Annotated in this window: 13 protein-coding genes and 3 pseudogenes; 9 read left to right on the top strand and 7 right to left on the bottom strand. The window is 69.1% G+C overall.

Annotation, left to right across the window (positions count from 1 at the left end):
- Positions 1 to 66: 66 nt before the first annotated feature.
- Positions 67 to 2,847: a cyclophane-containing RiPP biosynthesis TPR protein HaaT gene (gene haaT / locus ACTWQC_RS04745; protein ID WP_443314241.1), complete on the bottom strand. Its 2,781-nt coding sequence runs from the start codon at positions 2,845 to 2,847 to the stop codon at positions 67 to 69.
- Between the two features lie 379 nt (positions 2,848 to 3,226).
- Between haaT and ACTWQC_RS04750 the strand changes: the two are divergent.
- The 4 genes and pseudogenes from ACTWQC_RS04750 to ACTWQC_RS04765 form a co-directional block, all read left to right on the top strand.
- Positions 3,227 to 3,563: pseudogene (locus tag ACTWQC_RS04750) on the top strand (IS1634 family transposase); the annotation flags it as partial.
- A 947-nt stretch (positions 3,564 to 4,510) separates the two neighbouring features.
- Complete coding sequence (locus ACTWQC_RS04755) at positions 4,511 to 5,119, top strand: restriction endonuclease (protein WP_443314242.1); 609 nt, start codon at positions 4,511 to 4,513, stop codon at positions 5,117 to 5,119.
- Positions 5,120 to 5,381: 262 nt separating this feature from the next.
- Positions 5,382 to 5,594, top strand: a complete 213-nt coding sequence (locus tag ACTWQC_RS04760) for a hypothetical protein (RefSeq protein WP_443314443.1) — start codon at positions 5,382 to 5,384, stop codon at positions 5,592 to 5,594.
- A gap of 263 nt (positions 5,595 to 5,857) precedes the next feature.
- Positions 5,858 to 6,277 carry a hypothetical protein gene (locus ACTWQC_RS04765; RefSeq protein WP_443314243.1) on the top strand — a complete coding sequence of 140 codons (420 nt, stop codon included), beginning with the start codon at positions 5,858 to 5,860 and terminating at the stop codon, positions 6,275 to 6,277.
- 136 nt (positions 6,278 to 6,413) lie between these two features.
- On the opposite strand, the gene ACTWQC_RS04770 is transcribed toward ACTWQC_RS04765, so the two are convergent.
- The 5 genes from ACTWQC_RS04770 to ACTWQC_RS04790 all read right to left on the bottom strand — a co-directional run bounded on the left by ACTWQC_RS04770 (position 6,414) and on the right by ACTWQC_RS04790 (position 12,020).
- Positions 6,414 to 8,150: a mobilization protein gene (locus ACTWQC_RS04770; RefSeq protein ID WP_443314244.1), complete on the bottom strand. Its 1,737-nt coding sequence runs from the start codon at positions 8,148 to 8,150 to the stop codon at positions 6,414 to 6,416.
- Positions 8,147 to 8,770, bottom strand: a complete 624-nt coding sequence (locus tag ACTWQC_RS04775; protein ID WP_443314245.1) for a mobilization protein — start codon at positions 8,768 to 8,770, stop codon at positions 8,147 to 8,149. Before ACTWQC_RS04775 ends, ACTWQC_RS04770 begins: the two co-directional genes overlap by 4 nt.
- Positions 8,771 to 8,996: 226 nt before the next feature.
- On the bottom strand, positions 8,997 to 10,289 hold the full coding sequence (locus ACTWQC_RS04780) for a hypothetical protein (RefSeq protein WP_443314246.1): 1,293 nt from the start codon (positions 10,287 to 10,289) through the stop codon (positions 8,997 to 8,999).
- A gap of 196 nt (positions 10,290 to 10,485) precedes the next feature.
- Positions 10,486 to 11,637: a DUF3631 domain-containing protein gene (locus ACTWQC_RS04785; RefSeq protein WP_443314247.1), complete on the bottom strand. Its 1,152-nt coding sequence runs from the start codon at positions 11,635 to 11,637 to the stop codon at positions 10,486 to 10,488.
- 140 nt (positions 11,638 to 11,777) lie between these two features.
- Entirely contained in the window at positions 11,778 to 12,020 is a 243-nt protein-coding gene (locus ACTWQC_RS04790) for a helix-turn-helix transcriptional regulator (RefSeq protein WP_443314248.1), read from the bottom strand.
- A 517-nt stretch (positions 12,021 to 12,537) separates the two neighbouring features.
- On the opposite strand from ACTWQC_RS04790, the gene ACTWQC_RS04795 reads away from it, so the two are divergent.
- The 5 genes and pseudogenes from ACTWQC_RS04795 to ACTWQC_RS04815 all read left to right on the top strand — a co-directional run bounded on the left by ACTWQC_RS04795 (position 12,538) and on the right by ACTWQC_RS04815 (position 14,058).
- On the top strand, positions 12,538 to 12,819 hold the full coding sequence (locus tag ACTWQC_RS04795) for a helix-turn-helix domain-containing protein (protein WP_443314249.1): 282 nt from the start codon (positions 12,538 to 12,540) through the stop codon (positions 12,817 to 12,819).
- Positions 12,820 to 13,278 (top strand): hypothetical protein, encoded by a 459-nt coding sequence (locus ACTWQC_RS04800; RefSeq protein ID WP_443314250.1) that lies wholly within the window; start codon positions 12,820 to 12,822, stop codon positions 13,276 to 13,278.
- 124 nt (positions 13,279 to 13,402) lie between these two features.
- Positions 13,403 to 13,660, top strand: a pseudogene (locus ACTWQC_RS04805) (site-specific integrase); the annotation flags it as partial.
- 104 nt (positions 13,661 to 13,764) lie between these two features.
- Positions 13,765 to 13,851: pseudogene (locus tag ACTWQC_RS04810) on the top strand (tyrosine-type recombinase/integrase); the annotation flags it as partial.
- A 6-nt stretch (positions 13,852 to 13,857) separates the two neighbouring features.
- On the top strand, positions 13,858 to 14,058 hold the full coding sequence (locus tag ACTWQC_RS04815) for a hypothetical protein (RefSeq protein WP_443314251.1): 201 nt from the start codon (positions 13,858 to 13,860) through the stop codon (positions 14,056 to 14,058).
- 103 nt (positions 14,059 to 14,161) lie between these two features.
- Here ACTWQC_RS04815 and ACTWQC_RS04820 read toward each other — a convergent pair whose 3' ends face one another.
- The gene (locus tag ACTWQC_RS04820; RefSeq protein ID WP_443314252.1) at positions 14,162 to 14,494 is read right to left on the bottom strand and encodes a hypothetical protein; all 333 of its coding nucleotides are present in this window, start codon (positions 14,492 to 14,494) and stop codon (positions 14,162 to 14,164) included.
- Positions 14,495 to 14,552 lie beyond the last annotated feature (58 nt).

Genomic DNA, 14,552 nt, shown 5'->3' on the forward strand with positions numbered 1-14,552 from the left:
GATCGGCTGGCAACGTAGCAGCCTCACCGCCTGTGCCGGCATACGGAATCCGGCCACATGGTCGACTCAGCCCGAGTGCGAGACCAGCAGCCGTTCGACGTCGTCGGCCGCCGCGCTCACGCCCAGCTGCCGGTACACGGTGACCGCGTCACGCAGCGGGCCCTCGGCCCGAGCGGGCCCGTCGACTACCCAGTGGCAGCGACCGATGCCTTCCAGCGCCCGAGCCTCTTCCAGCGGACAGCGGATGTCCCGTGCCAAGCCCAGTGCCCGTTCAAAGCGCCCGTGCGCCGCTGCCGGGTCGTCGGAGGTGCGCAGCAGCGTCCCCCAGTGGTTCAGCACCTCCGCCTCGCCGCACCGGTCGCCGAGCTCCCGGAGGATCTCCAGGCTCCGCTGGAACGCCTCGACGGCGTCATCCCGCTCTCCGACGATCCCCCGAGCCGCGCCCAGCTCGCTCAGCGATGCGGCCTCGCCTCCGCGGCTGCCGAGATCGTGGTACGCGGTCAGGGACTCGTCCAGCAGCCGGATCGCCTCGGTGGTGTTCCCGGACACGCGCTCAAGCACCCCGAGGTGGCGGACGCTGTTCGCGCGGCCGAACCGGCCGCCGAGTTCGGTGTAGTGCTCCAGTGCCTGGGAGTGAGCCTCTCGTGCCCCGACGAGATCGCCGGTAAGTCGTCGTACGACTCCCAACTCGGTGAGGGCGTACGCCTGGTGGACCCGGTCGTCGAGTTCCAGATAGATGTCGAACGCGTCACGGTGGCGCCGCGTCGCCAGATCGTACTCGCCCATCAGGCAGTGCACGACGCCCAGGTCGCGCAGGGAGTTGGCCTCTCCGTACCGGTCGTTCAGCTCGCGGTAGATCGACAGGGCCTCCGTCTGTGCCTCCACGGCCGCGTCGAACTGACTGGTCTGGCGACGCACCATGCCAAGGTCCGCGAGTGCGTTGGCCTGTCCGAGCCGGTCCCCTAGCCCGCGGTAGAGGGCGAGGGCTTCGGTCTGTGCGCGGGCCGCAGCGTCGTTGTCCGCTGTCAGGTACCAGACGATGCCCGCCTGGTTCAGTGCGTCGGCCTTGCCGCGCCGGTCGCCGACCGCCTCGTACTGTGTTGCCGCCTCGTTCAGGGCCTCGGTCGCCTCGGGGTAGGCGGCCATGAAGCGCCGTACGACTCCGAGCTCGGCGAGCGCGCTGGCCAGCGCCCGCTGGTCGCCGGTGCGCCGAGCGGCCTCGGCGGCGGTCCGGTGGAGCCCAACGGCCTGGTCCCAGGGCCCCGCCTGCCGCAGGAAGGGCGCCATGGCCGCGGCCAGACGGATCACGAGGTCGTTCAGCGCGAGGCTGTTCGCCCGTCGGATGCAGGCCAGGACGTTGGGGCGCTCGTTCTCCAGCCAGCCCAGGGCCGCCGTACGCGACTCCATGGGAGGGGTCTCCACCTGCGCCACGTCATCCAGCGGAGGCGGCAGGACCGCGCCGCCACGGACGATGTGTCTGTTCGCGACGGCGAGAGCGGCCAGATAGTAGGTGCACACACGTTGAACGGCCTGAGTGTTCTCCATGCTGTCTCCCTCGGCGGCGAGACCGCGGGCGTAGTCGCGCAAGAGGTCGTGAAGCCGGTAGCGGCTCCCGGGGTATTCGTCGATCAGGTGAGCGTCGTAGAGCTCGTCGAGCTGGCGGCGGGCCACGGACACCGAGACCGAGCCGAGCGCAGCCCCGACATACGCATCGAAGTCTGTACCAGGATAGAAGCCAAGGAACCGGAAGAAACCCTGCAACTCCGGCTCGAGGTCCCGGAAGGACAGATCAAACGTCGCAGCGACCGCGCGCTCTCCAGCACGCAGCTCTCCCAGCCGGTCCCGGGCCGCCACCAACCGCTCCCGCAGGTCCTCGGCACTCCACGACGGATGGTGCCGCAGCCGTGCCGCGAGCAGTGACACCCCCAGCGGCAGGTACCCGCACAGCTCCACCAGCTCCTCTAACGCGCCCCGGTCGAGCGCGTCCGCCGGCCGCCCGCTGAGCCGTACGAACAGGTCGACCGCATGATCCGGCGGCAGCGCCTCCACTGGCAGCACCACCTCCTCATACGCCGCCAGCCGCTTCCGGCTGGTCACCAGCACGAGAGAGCCACCCCCGCCCGGCAGCAGAGGCTCCAGCTGCCGATAGCTGGCCACGTTGTCGAGGATGAGTAGCGCATTCTTCCCCGCAAGCCGACTCCGCCACATGGCGGCCCGCGCCTCGGTGACCGCGCCCACATCGTCACCCACGGGTATCTGCTGCGTCGGCACCCCAGTGGCCGCCAGCAGCGAGGCCAGCGCCTCCGTGGCCTGCACCGGGCTCCGTCCTGCCGTGTGCCCGTTGAGGTTCACAAAGAGCTGCCCGTCCGGAAACCGCTCCGAGAGCATGTGCCCGGCGTGCACCGCGAACGTCGTTTTTCCGACCCCCGGCATTCCATCGATCACGTGGACCGGCAGGGCCTCGCCGCTCTCCTGTGATGCCCGGACCGACCGCACGAGTGCCTCCAGCTCAGCGGACCGGTCGGTGAACGCCGCGGTGTCGCGCGGCAGCGACCGCAGCACCAGGGCAGCTCCCGGAGGCCCCGACTCGTCGTCCGGCCGAGGCGGCGACTGAGCAGGCGGTACGGGTGTCCGGGTCTCCGACAGCGCGGCGAGCAACACCGTCAGCCCGACCATCGCCGCGCCCAGAATGGCGAACGAGAACCAAGCGTGCCGCTGTAACCACCCCAGCCAGCCGGGCCATTGTGACTGATCGGACACCGCGTTCGTGACGAGCCCCACAAGCATCGTCGTCACGGCACCCCCGGCGGCCACGACGGCGATCGCGATCCCCCGCCGGAGCCTCATGCGCGGGCCGCCCCGCCCACGATGGGGCCGGTCGAATCCGCTCCAATGCCACTGACGCGACACAGCACACCAAGCACCGACCTGGCCACGAAGGCAACCCCCGAGTTCGACACCCCAACTGCCCAAGCGGACCAGCCCTCATGGACCTTGGTCAAGGTCGTCTCTGCGCCATCGAGCAGTTCGGTTTCAGCGGCCCGAGGTCGCCGCACCGGGAGCCCCAAGTGCCCGGCTTTCGACAGTTGGGGGACACAGGTTCGGGACTGACCGGGCATCTTCGCTGCTGAGCGGGTTGTGACTGGTCTAGATCAGATGGCCGTGTGGGCATGCGCATTCGGGAATTCCGCGTCGGTGATCTCGGGATCTGCCGCATTCTGCGGGCATGCACGTGCGGAAGATCCAGCGCCGGAACAAGAACGGCAGCGTGGTGCGTTATGTGCAGCTGACCACCAACTACAGGGCCGACGGCACCACCAAGGCCGAGGTTTTGCTGAACCTGGGCCGCGAGGACCGGCTCCACCTGGGATCCCTGCGCCGTCTGGTCGCCTCGATCACCGCTACCTGGGCGACAGCGGCCAGGATGCCGTCGAGCCGCTCGCCGCGGTGACGACCCTCTGTGCGTGACCGGCTCCCGCGCGATCGGCGCGACCTGGCTCCTGAACGGGCTGTGGAAACTGCTGGGCATCGATGCGGCGCTGGCGAAGGCGCTGGACTCGCGGATGATCCTTGGGAGTGCGGGAGAGAAGGGCAACTCGCGGTGCCACCGCACTCGTCGCCACATGGTGGCGGCCTGGTTCGGGCCCGGTGACGGGGCCAGCCGGCAGGGCATTGGACCACCAACCGGGGTCGTTCCTCCCTGCGCTCGGGAGGGTCTTCACCTCGGGACGCGAGACCGCCTTCCCAGCTCCCGGCGGCTCTCTCGGCTCGCGTGAGCCCTTGGCTACTCGTCTCCGTCAACGCGTTGCCAGGAGGAGAGGATACGAACACCGTGACCGCGTCGGCAATCAAGCAAGGCCGTACGACCGCCTCACGCATGGACCCAGAGGCCGGGAATCAGCCTGCCCGTGGACTTGCGAGCCACGGTTCCGAGGGGCACGAGCGCACGGCTCGGGTGGCCCGACAGACACGGCGGCCGGGCGCGCGGGGCACTGCGCTCGGCCCGAGTCGCGAAACGGCTAAAGCCGGTCGGTCGAGCCGTGAAACGCGCAGGTCGCCGACACGCGGGGCGCACGGGTGCCGGGTTGCATTGACCGAAAAAGCACTACTGCCAGTGATCGACTCCTGACCTGGTGTCGGTGGCACGTGCTGTCATACGACCTGCGCGGGGATACGCCAACTACCTTGGACAGAGGGGGAGTTCCTTCATGGCCGTTCAGGTGAAGGCGCACGTTCGGGGCGGTGGCCCGGTACGGGCCCACACCCGGTCCCATCCCGGAGACAGGCGCCAGCTCGTGATCGCGGCCGTCGTCCTGATGCTGATCTGGGGAGCCTCTGCGGGCGGTATTAAGTTCCAGGGTGAGGCCACGACTTCACCGCCGTACCGCCTCGCTTCCGCCGCTCCCGTTAAGCCGGGTGGGGTTCGGTGAGCCGCCGCCCGGTACGGCGTACCTCCCGGCGCCATCGGGTCCGCCGTTCCAGGAAGCAGGACGAACAGTTTGCCCTTCTGGTGGCCGCCGTCGTGGCGATCGGTCTGGCGGCCGCTGCCGTGCAGTGGCTCCTCACGCACTGGTGGGTCCTCGTCCTCACGGCCGTGGTCGTCTCTGTGGCTGGTGGCCTGTGGTACCAGCAGGCGCGGCAGCGGGCCGAGTGGGCACGGGTGCGTGCCAGGGCCCTGCGGCTGCGGATCGCCGAGCTTGACGCACTCGATCACCGTGCGTTCGAGTTCGCCATACGGGACCTGATGCGCCGGGATGGCTGTAAGGCCGAGCGGCTCGGCGGTGCCGGCGACAACGCCTGCGATGTACGCGCCGTCGATCCTGCCGGTCGCGTCTGGGCCATCCAGTGCAAGCACCGCCGGAACGGGGACCGTGGCTCTGCCGTCGGTGTCGGTGTGCTGCAGCAGGTCAACGGCACCGCACGGCAGATCCACGGGGCGGACATAGCGGTCGTCCTCACCAACGGCCGCTTCTCTTCTAAATCCATCCCCTGGGGTAAGGAGAACCGAATCCATCTCGTCGACCGCCGTGTGCTCGGCGAGTGGGCCGCAGGATCTCGCCCCCTGTGGGACCTGCTGGATCGCATCCCGCCCCCACGCCGTCCGACCGCCCTGTCCTGAGCCGTGGGATGGCAGAACGGGTGCGGCGAGGTACCTAGCGGCCTGTGCTCGGACACTGCGGGGTGGCGTCCTGCAGGTCGCCACACCACTCGACGGGACGTGACGCTTGCGCGTATGCGCTGCTCACGTGCCGACAAATTCAGCCCTGGACAAGCGCTTTGTCGCCAAGCACTGGTAACCGAACGACCACATCGCCCAGTTCAAGCTATGCAGAAAGGCTGGGATGTCTGATGTCTTGCCTGACGGGAGGTCTGGCCGGGTGATTCTGACGATCAACGTAGCGCTCCTGTTGGCTGTCATCATCGTCCTGCGATTACGTCGACGCACAGAGGCCCGAAGCCGGTTCGACGAGAAACTGACCGTGATCATTGTGCTGGTGTTCGGCGTGCTTATCGCCCCGACCAGCTTCGGGCAGGGAATCCTGAACGTTGTCGGCCAACTCGCCCAAAGCGTCACGCAGTCCGGCAGCCGGTGAACTCCCCGGCACCCGCCCACCTTCGTAGGCCGCGAGGTGACGCAGGAGCCAGACAAGAACGTCGTTGCCGGACTCTGCGGCGTCCAGTACGTGATGGAGCTGGCGGGTTCTCCCACAGCAGACGGAGACATCCCGCAACGCACTGGATACTGCTCGCTGGTCATGTCACAGTCGACCACTTCTAACGAACCACCAGGTCACAGGACTCGTGCCAGTGCCGGTGACAGGCTCGACGAAGGGGGATCGATTGTTGCGGCGCCGACGTGCTCGTCGCGTACGACGGGAGTTCCAGGAGCTATGGCAGTTACCGCGCTGACTTCCTCGCCCAGGTCGACGACGATCCGTCGAGTATCCGGTCTGAGCAGGACCCGTCCTGTGGGCCGGAGGCCGACGCCCAAGCGCTTGCGGGGCGCATGATGCCGTACGCGAGTCCGGTGGTCATCGACGGCAGGGTGCGGTTGTGCGCGGAGTGCGGCGCCGAGCGGGACTGGCTCGTCATCAATCAGGGGCAGCACGTGTGGATGCGATGTCGCTGCGGTCACCAATGGCACGAGCCTGTGCTCAGCCACATCTGGTACGACCAGCACCAAGTCGAGGGCGAGGGCATCGTCTTCGACAGCCTGGAGGACGGCATCAGCAGCCTCGGCTTCGACGGCTCGCTGCGCGGACTGTACTGGAACTGATTCCGCTCACGTAGGCGCTGCGTCGGCCCCCGACCGGGTTCCCGGTCGGGGGCCGACGCATGCCCGGCATGCCCGGTGCTGCGACGAAGGCTTCGGCGCGTCTCAGCAAGCGGATGACGCTATGTGCCGTCTGGTGTCAGCGACGTGGCAGGCGAGCCGCAGGAGCGTGCGGGGGCGCCGGATGCGGTGCGACGTCGGGGGAATGCCGACGGGCACCTTGGGCCTGGGGATGTGCGGCTGTCTCGGTGTGTGCGGGCAGGTCGGCGAGGTGGTGCAGGCGCCAGACGAGGACATCGCTGACGGACCCTGCGCTGTCCAGTTCCCGATGGGCGATGGCTTCGGTCAGCAATGCCTGTGGGTTGTGGCCAGTCTGGTAGGCGTGGGTGAGGGTAGCGGCAAGCGCGGGCCAGCCCGGTTCGCGCAGTACCGCCTCGGCGATCTCTGGCGCGGTGGCGCGCAGGAGGGCAGCAGACCAGTTGCGTACGGGCTGGGCCAGACGCTGGCCCTGGACCCGCAGACGGGCCATCGGCTCCTCGGCGGCAATGCTGTACGCGGCGTGGAGGTGGGCGGCAGCCTGTTGGGCGGACTCGGCCTGCTGGGCGTGCTGAAGCTTGGCGTGCCAGTGGGCGGCGGCGGTGGCGAGGAAGAACAGGGTGTCGATCAGCATCGCCGTGCTCGCACCGTCTGCGGCGCGGCCCGACACAGGGCCGCCGTGGCGCAGGTCGCGGGCGGCTCGGCGCAGGGCCTGAGCGTGACGGTATTCCTCTCGGGTGTGGGACCGGCTGGCGCGTTCGAATGCCCAGGCCGCGTCGCGGAGCTGCTGGCTGGTGTGGGCAGCGCTGGTCAGGGCGAGGCTGTCGAGGATCTCGCCGGTGGCGGCGATGCGGGCGGCTGCGGCGCCTTCGCCGTCCTGGTCGAGGGTGATCAGGGCGGTCCAGGCAGCACGGGTGGCCGAGCACCGGGCTGCGGCGGGTGCCGACAGCGGTCTGCGCGACCGGGCGGTGTCCCAGCGCATGGGCTGTTCGCGCTCGGCGGTGGGGGTCGGGGCGAATCGGGCGCGGATGCGGGGCAGGGACAGGTTGGGGGCGAGCGTGGAGCCGGCGTAGAAGACGGGCTCGGTGTCCCTGTTGTGGTTGCCGGGCAGGGCGACTTTGTAGCCAAGCAGGTCCCCGGATGGCGCGACACGCTGCCGGACCAGGAGCCCGGCGGCCTGGAGCCGGGCAAGAAACTCTGTTTCGGTGGCGGCTCCGGCCACGGCCTGGCGGACGGTCTCGCGCAGTTCCTCCCGTGCGGTGCGGTCCCGGCCCTGGTGCTCGGCCTTGTGGCGCTCTGCACTGGTGGGGCGCTTGGCGGCGGTGCCGTCCCCGGGCGTGACGCGGTGCAGGTCGTAGTCGGCCTCGATGACCCGGGCTTCGGCCTGGGCGCGCTTACCGGAGCGGTGGTGGTCGGGACGGCGGCCGTCCTCGCGTACGAGAGTGGCGATGATGTGGATGTGGTCGTCGGCATGCCGGACAACGGCCCAGCGGCAGCCTGCGCCGTCGCCGGGGTCGATGCCGGTGGCCGCCACCATGCGACGGGCGATCTCGCCCCACTGTTCATCGCTGAGGATCGGGTCGGCGGGGGCGGCGCGCACGGAACAGTGCCAGACGTGCTTGTCGGGACGCTGGTCCCTGCCGAGGAGGGACAGGGGCTGGTCGAGGAGGTGCTGGAGGTCCTTCTTCGTTACCGAAGGGTCACGGCCGGGGTCGGGTGCCATGGTGTCGAAGGAAGCGACCAGGTGCGGATCGACGTGCTCCTCGTGGGTGCCCTTGCCGTACAGGTAGTGCAGGAGGCCGAGGGTGTTGCTGCCCTGTTTGTGGATCCGGGGTATCAAGCCGCCTCACCCTCCTGCCGGTTGGCGATCCTGTCGGCCGCACGTTGGACTGCCTGCGCGGCGCGTTGCAGATCGACGAGCGCGGCAGCGAAGTTGGGTGCATCGCCACCAGAGTTGAGGGCCTTGACGGCTTGGTTGACGTTGCTGCCGGCCCAGCCGAGCTGATGGCGTACGCCGAACAGAGCGGTCAGTACGTCCCGTTCGGTGGCGATGGCTGCGGCGGTGGGCGACTGGTCACGGGCGGCGGCAAGGGCGGAATAGGCCAGGAACCCGGCCACGCTCATGTCGACGTGCTCAGCGCCGGAGCGGATGATGGCGAGTTCGTGCTCGTTGAGGCGGACGCTGTAGGCGGGACGCTGCTTCTTGTCGCGCGGGCGCGACTTCCCCTTCTTGGCCTTGCCCCTTCGGCTGACCTGGCCCGGCTGCGGTCCGCCCTCGGCCGCAGCCTTCCCGTCCGGCTTCCCCTGGTGCCGGACGGGCCCCGCCACCCCCGGGGCAGGGTCGGGTTCGGGCGCTCCCCCTGCGGGGGAGTGTCCGAACCTCCAACTTGCTGTGCTGGTGGACGGGGTGGCGTCCTTCTCCTGCTGGTGAAGTGGGGTTTCATGGTGCGTCTTGCGCATCGGGGTTGTCTTCTCCGTTGTGTTTGGGCGCGGCGGGTACGGGGGGCCGAGCACGCCGGATCGGATGTGTGCGCGGTGGCGCGCCGTCGCTTGTGACCGACCCGGTGAGGTTGCGCCTATGAGATTGGGGTGTGCGCTGTCGCGGTCGTCGGTAGTGGCGTGCGTGGGGGGGCGGTGGTACCGGAAGTACTTCCGGTACCACCGGAAGGGCGCTGTTCCTGGCTGGTTAGCTGCCGCTGTGGCCTGGCTCGCGTTCAATCCCGAACTCGGCTTCCAGGGCGTCGATGACCTGCTTGAGGCGGTCGTTGCCGACCTTCAGGCCGTGGTTCCGGATCTCTTCCAGGACGGCCTTGCGGGATACCGTCCCGGTCTGGGCCACTACGATGCGGCCGATGGCCAGCAGTTCCTCGTGGGAGGCATCCGGCGGGCGGCCGGTGCGCCGAAGCGTCGTCGCGGCTCGTTGCTGAACCAAGCCGGTGACCGGTCCGCTGCTACGGCTGGTGCCGGCGGTTGGAGGGTCCGGGGCGGGGTGTTCCTGGGCGTGCTCGCCATCTTGCGCACCCCCACTCGCTGTCGGGCAGCTCTCGTGCGGGCGGTCGGCGAGCGACGAGGCAGCGAAGTCGAGGACAGGCTCGGTCCAAGGCGAGGGGAGGTCGATGGTGGCCAGCGCCTCGGCGTGGCGGCGGGCGGCGAGCTGGTGCAGCAACTCCTGGCGCTGTCGCAGGTCGGTGCCCACCTGAGCGCGCGCGATGGCCTTGGACAGGCGCCTCGCGTTGCGCCGGGCTTGCCAACCGCCGCGCTGCTGCGGTGACCGTTCCGCGTGGCGGGCAGCGATGGCGACAGCTTGACGGGTGGCGCGGTCGCGGGTGATCTGGGCAGCATCCCGGTCGCGTTCAGCGATCCCGAGGCGAGAGAGCGCTCGTTCGCGGATCTCCCGACCGACCCGGGCGATGAGGCTGCGGGAGGCGGCCTCCGGGGTACGCAGCCGCAGTTCGATGCCCATGGCTTGGTGCCAGAGCATCGCGGCCATGACCGGGCCGACGAAGGCCCGTACCGTGCCACCGACCGGTCCGGATTCGGCGTACGCAGGGAGGATCTGCACGGCGGTGATCAGCCAGGTCAGGATGCCGGGCAGGCCAGGAGCCTGCCGAGGGCCGTTGAGGTTCTGACGGGCCAGCAGGGCGGTGGCGAACAGGGCGAACTCGGCGGCGGCGAACATCGCGGCGCGCTCCACGGTGCTGCCCATGTCCAGGTAGTCGGCGGCGAACCGCCAGCTGGTGTCCGCGCTGTAGGCGGTGCAGCCGACCGCAGCCAGGGACGCAACCCAAACTGCGGGCGTGCCCGCCCGGCGCTCGACGTCGCTGCGGCGGGTGCGCCGCCGGACCAGCAACCAGATCAGAAGGGCCAAGGTGCTGAGCACGACCGCAGCCAGCGCAAGGACGATGGCCTGTCCGTCAGCGGTGCCGTCGCGGGCCGCGAGGAGCCGGGTATGTATCGCAGGTATTGGGATGGTGGACAAACAGCTCTCCGGATGGGAGTGAAGGACCTTGGCCAGCCGCGCGCTCAGGCAGCCAGCAGGGGAGGTGGGGACTCGTCACACTCATCGCGCGCCAGGTCAGAGCAGGTACGAGAGGTCGGCGTGATACGAGAGGACTCGTCGCGGCCATGGCACTCGTCGCCGGGCTGACCTGCGCGGCGACGAGTGTGACGAGTCGCTACCGAACCAGGCCCGAATCCTGCGGGGTGCTTCCGTCGCCGCTCTCGGGCCCTGGCTCGTCGGGGCAGTAGCGGGCCCAGGCGTCGGTGAAGCGGGCGCGGGCGAAGCCCTTGGCCTGCCGTCCGCCCTCGAAGCGGTGGGTGGCGGACTTGATGCCGAAGTCCTTCAGCAGTAGCCCCAGGTGGCGCGGGGTCAGGCCGTTGGTGCCGTACTCCGCCCACGGCGCCTCGCGGTCGTCGTTGAGTTCCTGCAGCAGATCGCAGGTCCGCAGGATGTCGGGGTCCTCCCGGCGGGCGAACACGCACCGGATGTCCTGCAGCAGGCGGGTTTTCAGGTTCCCCTCGTCGTCCTGCCCCACCTCCGCCGCGCACATCGCCACACACGCGGCGCGGGCCTGCTCCGGCCAGGAACCGCCGGCCAGTTCGGCGACGATCACCAGCGGCTCCCAGGTGTCCGCCGCCCCGTCCTTGACCGGCATCACCGGCACCAACTCGGCGGCCGTGTCCACGAGCGGACGCAGCCAGGCGGTCAGCCGGTCGCGCACAGCGTGCAGGGAGGGGATGTCGCGACGGGAGCGGAACTGCTCCACCCTCTCCCCTTCCTTGCGGCGCTGCATGCGGATCACGACCGCCCGGTCCATGATCGTGTCCGGCAGGTCCCCGATCCCGGCCAGCGCCGCCATGGCGAAGGTCGGGAACGCCTGCGGCTTGTGCTCGGGCCCGGAGATCCGCAGCGCGGGCCGGTTGCGCTGGTGCCCGGCGTTGAGCAGGCCGCGCAGTTCCTCGTTCTTCTCCGCCGCCTTGACGCTGCCGAAGATCGTGTCGGCTTCGTCCACCAACAAGGTGGGCGGATCCTCGCCGATGGCACGGAAGACCACCGCCGGGCTGGTGTTCACCGTGATCAGCGGATCGTGCACGGTCTCCGTGATCACATCCAGCAGGCGGGACTTGCCGCACCGCTTCGCAGGCCCGACCACCGCCAGGCGTGGGGCGTGCTGCAGCGCGGGCTGCAGGTGCGTGGCCGCCACCCACAGCGTGACGGCGGTCAGTGCCTCCCCGCTGGGCAGGATCACGTACCTGGCCGTCGCTTCGCGCAGTTCGTCCAGCAGCGCGGCACCCGCGGGGTTGGTGGAGGACGTAGATTCGTCCACAGGCGTTCCTCCCTGGTGGGCCGGACGGGCTAGGTCCGGCCGCACCGGATCGATCGTTTGAGCAAGGGCGATGGGGCAGGGACTCTCGTGGCTCTCGGCGGTGACTCGCCGAGAGCCGCTTCGCTGTCCCCGGGTGGGCTTCAGACCGCGAGTTCGTACGTGGCTTGGGCGGTCAGCCAGGCGTCCACCTCGGGCCAGCGGTAGCGCAGGTGGCGGCCGACCTTGTGCACGTTGGGGCCAATGCCCCGGTACTTCCACTGGTAGAGGGTCTTCACCGGCACCCCGAGGTAGGCGGCGACCTCCTGCGGGGTGGCCAGCGGGCCACGCCCGGCGACCTGGGCGGTAGCAGTGGCGCGGGTGCGGCTGGGAGAAAGGCTCGGCACAGGGCTCCTTTTCGTTTTCGGACAGCGGGCATGGACAACACAGCCACAGCTCGTGCGAAGAAGTCCAGCGGTAATTCTCAAACTCTGTACTCCTTCTGGAAGTGGCTGGTTGCGCCATTACGGTAAGGGTGGATCCCCGGTTGCCGAAATTGCTCGTCGGCCCCGGTCTTTCCTTGCGGAAGTCCCGGGGCAGCCGGGGGAGAGATGTATACCTCAGAACCCGGCCGTCACGTTCCGCAAAAACGATCTCGGGGGCAGTGGTGGGCATCACTGCAGCTCGGGGGTCATGTCAACGATCGCCAAGGGCTACGCCGCCGCCCGGCGGGCACTCGAACCGATGCTGCCTCAAATCGCCCACCTCGTATGCGCCGAGGGAAGTTAGCACAGTGCCGCCCCGAAATTGCCAGGCCCACATCGTGAATTCCTGAGACGAACGCCACCCGGCCTAGGCGGCTTGTGGAGAGTTTTAGAGCTATCCCTTGCCAAGGCGCTTGGTTTCGAGTTACAGCTACCTGTCATGGCAACTCGACCTGTCGAAATTGGCCCCGCCGGCCTCCAAACCGCCCGCGCCATCGAGCACAGACGCCTCGCGCGCGGCCTGACACAGCACCAGCTGGCCGTCCGCTGCACGGCCCTGGGGCGCCCCATGACCAACACCGCCCTCAGCCGCACCGAACGCGCCCGCCGCCGCTGCGACATCGACGACCTCGTCGCAATCGCCGCCGCACTCGGCGTCACGCCCATGACCTTGCTCCTGCCGCTCCCGCTGGAAGCGGCAGTCGACCGGAGGGGGTGCTGATTGGCGCGGGTCTGGATAGAGGACCGCAACGGGCACAAGGCGTACGCCGAGGCCGTGGCTCGGGCCAAGCAGGTGGGTCGCACGCCTCCCGGGCGCTACCGCATGCGCTGGTACGGCCCCGACGGCAAGCCGAAGATGAAGACCTTTACCCGAAAGGTCGACGCCGAGGTGGAGCGGACGAGGATGGAGTCCCGCCTCAACGACGGCTCCTACCGTGATCCGGCTGCCGCACGCGTGAAGTTTGCCGAGGTGGCGGAGTCCTGGCTGGCCGCGCAGATCCATCTCAAGCGCTCAACTCGCAACCGCTATCGAGGCGTTCTCGACGTACACGTGATCCCCAAGTGGGGCACAACGTCCTTGGACCGCATCCACTTCGAGGAGGTGGCCGAGTGGCTCGCGGACACGCTGTCCGGCGAGGCGACGGGCGGCAGGAAGCTGAGCCCGCCGTTCGGTCCGTAAGGCGTACGTCATCCTCAGCCAGGTCCTCGGTTACGCGGTCAAGTCCCGTCGCCTGGCAGTTAATCCGGCCGTCGGTGTGCCCCTACCGAAAGCGGTACCAGCTGACCACGTTTACCTCGACGACATGCAGGTCGAGGCGCTGGCCAACGCGGCCGGCGCCTACGGGGTGTTCATCCTGCTGCTGGCCTACACCGGTCTGCGGTGGGGCGAGGCGTCCGCGCTCAAGGTGGGGCGGGTCGACCTGGACGCGTGCCGGGCGCACATCGTCGAGGCGTACGTTGAGGACAACGGCAAGCTGTACCTCGACACCCCCAAGAACCACGAGCGCAGATCCGTACCGATCCCGCGATTCCTGGCCGAGGAGCTGAAGCCTCACGTCGAAGGGCGGGGCGAAGGTGAGCTGCTCTTCACCGCCCCGCAGGGCGGACCGCTGCGGGACGCAACTTCCGCCAGCGGTTCTTCGCACCGGCGGTCGTCAAGGCAGGACTGGGCCACCTCAAGGTCACTCCGCACAAACTGCGCCACACGGCGGCCTCGCTGGCCATCGCCAGCGGCGCGGACGTCAACGTCGTCCAGACCATGCTGGGCCATAAGTCGGCGACGCTGACGCTGGACACGTACGGTCACCTCTTCCCCGACAGGCTCGACGAGGTCTCGAAGAAGATGCACAAGCGCCGCGCCAAGCAACTGGCCAAGGCGAAGGCCAAGCTGGAGAAGGCGGAGAGGAAGGCGCGTATGGCTGCCGAGGCGGTGGCCACGCTGGATGAGGGTGCGGCGTGATGTGTGCCTTATCCGTGCCAGGTAGCCGTACCCGAGGGGCCGCCCCACCGTGTCGAAGTGGGGCGGCCCCTCGGGCTTTCCTTGAATTAGGTCAGCCGCGTGCTCAGCGGCCGTCTCGCCATGCGCGGTCCATGGCCGCGGCGGCTGAAGCCGCAGCACGCAGCTCGATCTCCTCGGGCACCTCCCGCTCGTCGAGCACGAAGAGCCGACCACCGACGAGGTGGGTGGTCGGCTTCCACCCCAGGCGACGGGCCGCCTCCCGAGCGGCACGCCGGACGTCCTTAAGCTCGCCCATCTCCGCAAGGTCGTCGCCGCTCAAGATCAGCTGCCCGTAATACCCCTCGTACTGCGGCTTGAGGGCGGCCCGCATCATCGACTCAAGCCGGTCGACCAGGTTCTCGTACCGGCGCCGGGCCAGTTCGTCCTTGACGGGCATCCTGCGACAGCTCCCCACCCTCTGCGCGCACGGCATGTGTGCCATATGTGTGCTGCAA

The organism is Streptomyces sp. 8N616, assembly GCF_052246385.1.
In the GTDB taxonomy this organism is placed as follows: Bacteria; Actinomycetota; Actinomycetes; order Streptomycetales; family Streptomycetaceae; genus Streptomyces.